A 6876-nucleotide genomic window follows, 5' to 3' on the forward strand; every position below is an offset into this window, starting at 1 on the left:
AACGAGCTGACCGTGCCGCGCGGCACGACCGTGTTAGGTCCCGGTCGAGGTGACCGTGGAGCGCGGTTCGCCGGGGCGGTCGTACGACATCCGGCTGGGGTTCGCGGGAGCGACCCGCACGCTCACCGTCCGGGCCTTCCCGCCCACCGGCGGACCCGACCTGGCCCGTACCGGCACGGCACGTTCGTCGGCCGACGAGACGCCCGACTTCCCCGCCTCGGCGGCGAACGACGGCGACCCGGAGACCCGCTGGTCGTCCCCGGTCGACGACGGCGCCTGGTGGCAGGTCGAGCTGGCCCGCCCGACCCGGCTCGGGCAGCTCGTACTGAGCTGGCAGGACGCCCACCCCTCGGCGTACCGCGTCCAGGTCTCGCCGGACGGCCGCCGCTGGCGCACGGCGGCCGCGGTACGGGACGGCAAGGGCGGCCGGGAGAGCGTCCGCATGGACGAGCGTGACGTCCGCTTCGTGCGGGTGCAGGGCGAGAAGCGGGCGACCCCGTACGGGTACTCGCTGTGGTCGGTGGAGGCGTACGCCGTCACCGAGTGACCTGTCCGGACCTCCGGTCGCAGATCCCCCGGCCGGAAGTCGGTCGGACCCCACTATTCACTCAGTACATGTACTCAGTACATAATGATCCGCATGAGCACCCGCCACATCCTGCTGGGCCTGCTCGCCTCGGGGCCGAGCCATGGCTACGACCTCAAGCGACGCCACGACGAACGCTTCCCCCAGGCCCGTCCCCTGGCCTACGGGCAGGTCTACACGACCCTCCAGCGCCTCGTCCGGGACGGCCTCGCCGAAGTCGAGGGCACCGACTCGGACGGCGGGCCGGAGCGGACCATGTACCGCACGACCGACGAGGGGACGCACGAACTGTCCCGCTGGTCCGGCGAGATCGCGCCGCCCGCCCCCTTCGTGGCGAACGAGATCTTCGCCAAGGTCGTGGTCGCCATCCTCTCGGGCGGCGACCCGGCCGGGTACCTGAACGCCCAGCGCGCCGCCCACATGGAACGGATGCGGGAGCTCACGGCGGTCAAGGCCGCCAAGGGCGCGGACCTGGCGACCGTGCTCTCGGCGGACTACGCCCTCAACCACCTCGACGCCGACCTCCGCTGGATGAGCACCACAGCGGCCCGGCTGACCACCCTGACCGCGGAGGTCGACGCAGTATGAGCAGACCCGTGCCCCTCCTCTCGGCGAGCGGCCTCACCAAGGCACACGGCAGGACGCCCGCCCTGCGCGGCGCTTCGATCGAGCTGCACGCGGGCGAGATACTCGCCGTGACCGGCGCGAGCGGCAGCGGGAAGTCGACGCTGCTGCACTGTCTGGCCGGGATCGTCCGCCCGGACGAGGGCTCGGTGACGTACGACGGACGGCGGTTGGAGGACCTGCCCGAGAAGCGGCTGAGCGAGCTGCGCCGCACCGAGTTCGGCGTGGTGTTCCAGTTCGGGCAGCTCATCCCCGAGCTGACGGCCCTGGACAACGTCGCCCTCCCGCTGCTGCTGGCGGGCACCGACCGCGCCCGCGCCCGGGCCCGGGCCGCCGAGTGGCTGGAGCGGTTCGGGGTGCGCGGGCAGGAGGAGTCGCGGCCGGGCGAGATGAGCGGCGGCCAGGCCCAGCGGGCCGCGCTGGCCCGGGCCCTGGTCACCGGCCCGAAGGTGGTCTTCGCCGACGAGCCGACGGGGGCGCTGGACTCACTGTCCGGCGAGCAGGTCATGACCGCCCTGGTCCACACGGCCCGTGAGTCGGGCGCGGCGGTCGTGCTGATCACCCACGACGCCCAGGTGGCGGCGTACGCGGACCGCGAGGTGCAGCTCCGGGACGGCGCCGTGGCCCCGCTGGGGGTGACGGCATGAGCCTTCTGCGCTCCGATCTGCGTCTCGCCTGGGAACTCACCCGGGGTTCCGACCGTGGCGAGTGGTGGCGGCTGACGCTCACGGCGGCGGGGGCCGCGCTCGCGACGGGGTTCGCGCTGGCCGCCGTCACCCTCGCCTCGCTGCGCGGCAACACCGACGTGTCCGTCGCGGCGGGTCTGCTGGACGAGCCCGGCACGCGGTCCGGTGTGATCGTCGGCCTGCTGCTTCTGCTGGTGCCGGTGCTCGGGTTCCTCGGCCAGTGCGCCCGGATCGGCGCGGTGCACCGCGACCGGCGGCTGGCCGGGCTGCGGCTGGCCGGGGCGACACCCTGGCAGGTGCGGCGGATCGCGGCACTGGAGACCGGGCTGGCCTGTCTGCTGGGCTCGGCGGTCGCCACCGTCTTCTCGGTGCTGCTCCTGCTGCGCCTGTGGGACCGGCCGAACGTCCTGGCGTGGGCGGGGATCGCCCTGGTCGCCGTGGCCGTACCGGTGCTGGGCGCGGTCACGGGCGCCCTGGCGCTGCGCCGGGTGGTGGCCTCGCCGCTCGGCTGGGTGCGCCGGGTCGGGCCGCGCGGCGGACGGGGTCCCGGGCTGCTGTTCCTCGCCGGGATCCTGGTCGTGGCGGGGATGGCGCTGCTGACCGTGGCCACGACGTCCACGGCCGCCGCCGACCGGCCGGGCGGCGGACCGCCGCTGACCATGATGGGCGCGGTCCTCGCGGTCGGAGCGGGCGCGGTGTGGCTCTCCGGGGCCACCGCGAGGGCGACCGGGCGGATCCTCGCGGTCCGGGCCCGGTCGGCGGCGACACTGATCGCCGCGGAACGGCTGCGCGACGACCCGTGGTCGGCCGCCCGCACCCATGCGGCGGTGCTGCTGGTGACGGTCGTCGGGACCGGCTTCCTGGGCATCCGGCAGGTGCTGGGCGACGTGGTGCGCACCGAGGAGCACCTCGCCGCGAGCGAGTCCTACTACACCACCGGTCTCGACCTCACCGGCGCCGCCATCGTGATCGCCTTCGCGATCACCCTGTCCGGTCTCGCCGTCGGCACCGCCGAGTCCCTCGCCACCCGACGCCGCGGACTGACCGCGCAGGCCGCCGCCGGGGTGCCGCGGACGGTGCTCGGCCGGGCCCTGTTGCTGGAGACCGCGCTGCCGCTGGCGCCCGCGGTGCTGCTCGCGGGCCTCGGCGGGATGACCATCGGCACGTGGTACGCCGCGCTCTCGGGACGCCCCGTGCCGTGGGCGACGGCCCTGGTCCCCCTCGCCGTCTACGCCGCCTGCCTGCTGGCCGCGGCCACCTCGCTGCCCCTGCTGCGCCGCACGCTGCGCCCGGGGGAACTGCGGTACGCGTAAGGGCGCACCTCATGACGGGCCGGCCCGGGGGAACGGGGGTTCCCCGGGTCGGCCGGTGCCGCACGCCGCAATACGAAGGCCCGGATCCTCGTCAGGCGGGAATGCCGTCGATCCGGGCCATGGCGTCTTCCGCGCCGTACGGTTGCAAGTACGGCAGCCAGCGCGGATCCCGGTGTCCGGTCCCGATGATGCGCCAGGCCAGGCCGGAGGGCGGAGCGGGTTTGTGGCGCAGCCGCCAGCCGATCTCGACGAGATGCCGGTCGGCCTTCACGTGGTTGCAGCGGCGGCAGGACGCCACCACGTTGTCCCAGACGTGTTTGCCCCCGCGGCTGCGCGGGATGACGTGGTCGACGCTGGTTGCGACGCCACCGCAGTACATGCACCGGCCCCCGTCGCGGGCGAACAGCGCCCGGCGGGTCAGTGGAACGGGCCCCCGATAGGGAACCCGGACGAATCGCTTGAGCCGGACCACGCTGGGTGCGGGGACTGTGACGGTCGCGCTGTGCATGAAGGCGCCGGACTCCTCGAGACATACGGCCTTGTTCTCGAGGACGAGGACCAGCGCGCGGCGGAGCGGTACGACACCTAGCGGCTCGTACGACGCGTTGAGGACCAGGACATGCGGCACGGATGCCTCCTTGGACGCCGGCGGCGCGTGGCTCGCGCCGGGACGATTCGTAGTCAGTCTCTCCTCATGCCTGGTGGAAGCGCCACCATGTCCCGGTAACGGGCTGGGAGTGTTTTCGACCACATCTGATTCATCCCCCAGATCATGGCCTGTTCAAGCCCAGGTGAACACGGTCTCTCCTTCACGCATTCCGAGGAAGCACACACAATGCCCCGTTAGTGTGGTGGTTCTGCCCCTTCGGTGACCCGGTCGTGACCTTGACCCCCTGAACCAGCGCACCGGGGCAGACCGTTGCACCTGGAGGTATCTGCCGTGTCCCTGTCCGCGATCCTGCTCGCCGCCGGTCCGTCGCCGTCGCCGTCGCCGTCGGACACAGAGACCCCGAGAGTGCCCTCGCTCCAGGACGCCCAGGAGAGGGCGACGAACGCAGCCGGCTGGGTCGAGCAGAACTGGTCGACGTGGCTCGCGATCGGCCTGCAGGTCCTGCTCGTCGTGGTGATAGCGACGGTACTGCGGATCGTGGTGCGCCGGGCGATCACCAAGCTCATAGACCGGATGAGCCGCACCGAGCAGTCGGTGGACGGCACAGCCCTGGGCGGCCTGCTGGTCAACCTCGAGCGCCGCCGTCAACGCTCCCAGGCGATCGGCTCGGTACTGCGCTCGGTCGCGAGCTTCCTGATCATCGGCACCGCGGCCCTGATGATCCTCTCCGCGTTCAACATCAACCTGGCGCCGCTGCTGGCGTCCGCCGGTGTCGCCGGTGTCGCGATCGGTTTCGGCGCCCGCAACCTCGTCACGGACTTCCTGTCCGGCGTCTTCATGATCCTGGAGGACCAGTACGGCGTCGGCGACACGATCGACGCGGGCGTCGCCTCCGGCGAGGTGATCGAGGTGGGCCTGCGCGTGACCAAGCTGCGCGGCGACGGCGGCGAGATCTGGTACGTGCGCAACGGCGAGGTCAAGCGCATCGGCAACCTCTCCCAGGGCTGGGCCACGGCCAACGTCGACGTCACGGTCCGCTCCGGTGAGAACCTGGACAAGGTCAAGGCCACGCTCGACGAGGTCGCCGAGAAGATGAGCGCCGAAGAGCCCTGGAACGAACTGCTGTGGGGCCCGATCGAGGTCCTCGGCCTGGACAGCGTGCTGCTGGACTCCATGGTCGTGCGCGTCACGGCCAAGACCATGCCCGGCAAGTCCCTGACCGTGGAGCGCGAGCTGCGCTGGCGGATCAAGCGGGCCTTCGACGCGGCCGACATCCGGATCGTCGGCGGTGCCACGGCCCCGACCGAGGAGCAGATCGCCGATCCGACGGCGGGGATGGCGGCCCCGTCGGCCTACGCCAACTCCACCTCACCGCAGTCCCAGGCCGCGACGCCGCTGGCCCCGCCGAGCGTGACCAAGTAGGACCTCCGCACCGAAAAAGGGCTCCCATCGCCGGGAGCCCTTTCGCGTTCAGCAGGTCTTCTTGTGCTCGAACTTGATCGGCGGCGTGTAGAAGACGTGGGAACCCTTCTTTCCGCCCCCCACCCATATGCACTCGTGCGACAGCCCCGCATTGGTCGTCACATAGAGACCGTGGCTGCCCGCGCACGTGTTGTGGTAATAGACGGTGTAACTCGCAATACCGTCGTCACCCCATGAGTAATTGAAGCAGGTGACGCTTCCCCGCTGCACCTTCTTCACGGAAATTCCGCCGTCACCGGCGGCGGCACTCGCCGGAGCAGTCGCCAGCGCCCCCATCGCGAGAGCAGCCCCCACCAGAGACCCGAGCACCTTGAGCTTGCGCAACTTGATGCCCCCTCCTTCTCATTCCCCTTGACGAAACTCGCCACCGACGCGTGCGGCGGCAAGCGCTCACTTTGCCATTCGATCTCTCGCAATTCAAACGGCAATACACATGGACAACGAATGGACGACGCCGAGATCACCGAAAGGAAAAAGGGGGAACCGCGAGGGCCGTTTTTTCATCTCCCTTCTAACAGCACGTCCACGGGCGCACACCCTGGGGGCGCGAACGCGACGCCCCCTCGGACGCAACCCGGGCCACGGTGTCGATCCGGCGACCACCCCTTGACGGCGCACCCCCTTCGTCCTACCTTCCTCAAACAACAGGAAACTTTCCTAACAGTGCTCGCGGGGCTCTCCGCCGCCGGTCGCCGGATGGACTTCTCCCCGCGATCACTGAAAAGCTGAGCAGCCGAAGGGCAGGTGTGGACACGCATGGCAGGAACCGCCGGAACGCCGGGCACCCCACGCGTCCTGCGCGCCATGAACGACCGGGCCGCCCTCGACCTGCTGCTGGAGCACGGTCAGCTGTCCCGCACCCGGATCGGCAAGCTCACCGGCCTGTCCAAGCCGACCGCCTCGCAGCTCCTGGCCCGCCTGGAGACGGCGGGCCTCGTCCTGGCCACCGGCACCACCGAAGGCCGGCCGGGCCCGAACGCCCAGCTCTACGAGGTCAACCCGGCCGCCGGACACGCCGCCGGACTCGACGTCACCCCGCAGCGGATCATCGCCGCGGTCGCCGACATCGCCGGCCGCACGGTCGGCCGGCACGAACTGCCCACCCCCGGCAGGCGCACCGGCGTCCCGGTCGTCCAGCAGGTCACCGACGCCCTGGACGGCGCGGTGAAGGCGGCGGGCCTCACCCGGGGCGACATCCACCGCCTCGTCATCGGCACTCCCGGCGCCTTCGACCCCACGACGGGCCGGCTGCGTTACGCCTCCCACCTGCCCGGCTGGCACTCCCCGACCCTCCTGGACGAGCTCGCCGCCGCACTGCCGATGCCGTTCGAGTACGAGAACGACGTCAACCTGGTCGCCCTCGCCGAACAGCGGCTGGGCGCGGCCCGGGGCCACGCGGACTTCGTGCTGCTGTGGAACGAGGAGGGCCTGGGCGCCGCCCTGGTCCTCGGCGGCCGGCTGCACCGCGGCTGGACCGGCGGCGCCGGCGAGGTCGGCTTCCTGCCGGTGCCGGGCACGCCCCTGGTCCGTCAGGTCACCAAGGCCAACAGTGGCGGCTACCAGGAGCTCGCCGGT

Annotated in this window: 7 protein-coding genes and 1 pseudogene; 6 read left to right on the forward strand and 2 right to left on the reverse strand. The window is 71.6% G+C overall.

Translation table 11 applies throughout. The features are described 5' to 3' along the window. The 4 genes and pseudogenes from SSQG_RS13325 to SSQG_RS13340 all read left to right on the forward strand — a co-directional run. Positions 1-547: pseudogene (locus SSQG_RS13325) on the forward strand (discoidin domain-containing protein); the annotation flags it as partial. Positions 548-640: 93 nt separating this feature from the next. Then, complete coding sequence (locus tag SSQG_RS13330) at positions 641-1174, forward strand: PadR family transcriptional regulator (RefSeq protein ID WP_003990289.1); 534 nt, start codon at positions 641-643, stop codon at positions 1172-1174. Beyond that, the gene (locus SSQG_RS13335) at positions 1171-1857 is read left to right on the forward strand and encodes an ABC transporter ATP-binding protein (protein WP_003990290.1); all 687 of its coding nucleotides are present in this window, start codon (positions 1171-1173) and stop codon (positions 1855-1857) included. The genes SSQG_RS13330 and SSQG_RS13335 overlap by 4 nt, the downstream gene beginning before the upstream one ends. Further along, positions 1854-3209: an FtsX-like permease family protein gene (locus SSQG_RS13340; RefSeq protein ID WP_003990291.1), complete on the forward strand. Its 1356-nt coding sequence runs from the start codon at positions 1854-1856 to the stop codon at positions 3207-3209. The genes SSQG_RS13335 and SSQG_RS13340 overlap by 4 nt, the downstream gene beginning before the upstream one ends. Before the next feature lie 91 nt (positions 3210-3300). On the opposite strand, the gene SSQG_RS13345 is transcribed toward SSQG_RS13340, so the two are convergent. Next, on the reverse strand, positions 3301-3837 hold the full coding sequence (locus tag SSQG_RS13345; RefSeq protein WP_003990292.1) for an HNH endonuclease: 537 nt from the start codon (positions 3835-3837) through the stop codon (positions 3301-3303). A 312-nt stretch (positions 3838-4149) separates the two neighbouring features. On the opposite strand from SSQG_RS13345, the gene SSQG_RS13350 reads away from it, so the two are divergent. After that, positions 4150-5241: a mechanosensitive ion channel family protein gene (locus SSQG_RS13350; RefSeq protein WP_039932605.1), complete on the forward strand. Its 1092-nt coding sequence runs from the start codon at positions 4150-4152 to the stop codon at positions 5239-5241. Between the two features lie 48 nt (positions 5242-5289). Here the strand turns inward: SSQG_RS13350 and SSQG_RS13355 are convergent, their stop codons facing one another. Continuing rightward, positions 5290-5625, reverse strand: a complete 336-nt coding sequence (locus SSQG_RS13355; protein WP_003990294.1) for a hypothetical protein — start codon at positions 5623-5625, stop codon at positions 5290-5292. 432 nt (positions 5626-6057) lie between these two features. Between SSQG_RS13355 and SSQG_RS13360 the strand changes: the two genes are divergently transcribed. After that, a partial coding sequence (locus SSQG_RS13360; protein WP_039932606.1) for an ROK family transcriptional regulator occupies positions 6058-6876 on the forward strand: 819 nt, incomplete at its 3' end.

Origin of the sequence: Streptomyces viridochromogenes DSM 40736 (assembly GCF_000158955.1) — a bacterium.
GTDB lineage: Bacteria > Actinomycetota > Actinomycetes > Streptomycetales > Streptomycetaceae > Streptomyces > Streptomyces venetus.

Bases quoted from the DNA above. Each gene is read 5' to 3' on its own strand.
- SSQG_RS13330 (WP_003990289.1), top strand. From the start codon at position 641: ATGAGCACCCGCCACATCCTGCTGGGCCTGCTCGCCTCGGGGCCGAGC.
- SSQG_RS13335 (WP_003990290.1), top strand. From the start codon at position 1,171: ATGAGCAGACCCGTGCCCCTCCTCTCGGCGAGCGGCCTCACCAAGGCA.
- SSQG_RS13340 (WP_003990291.1), top strand. From the start codon at position 1,854: ATGAGCCTTCTGCGCTCCGATCTGCGTCTCGCCTGGGAACTCACCCGG.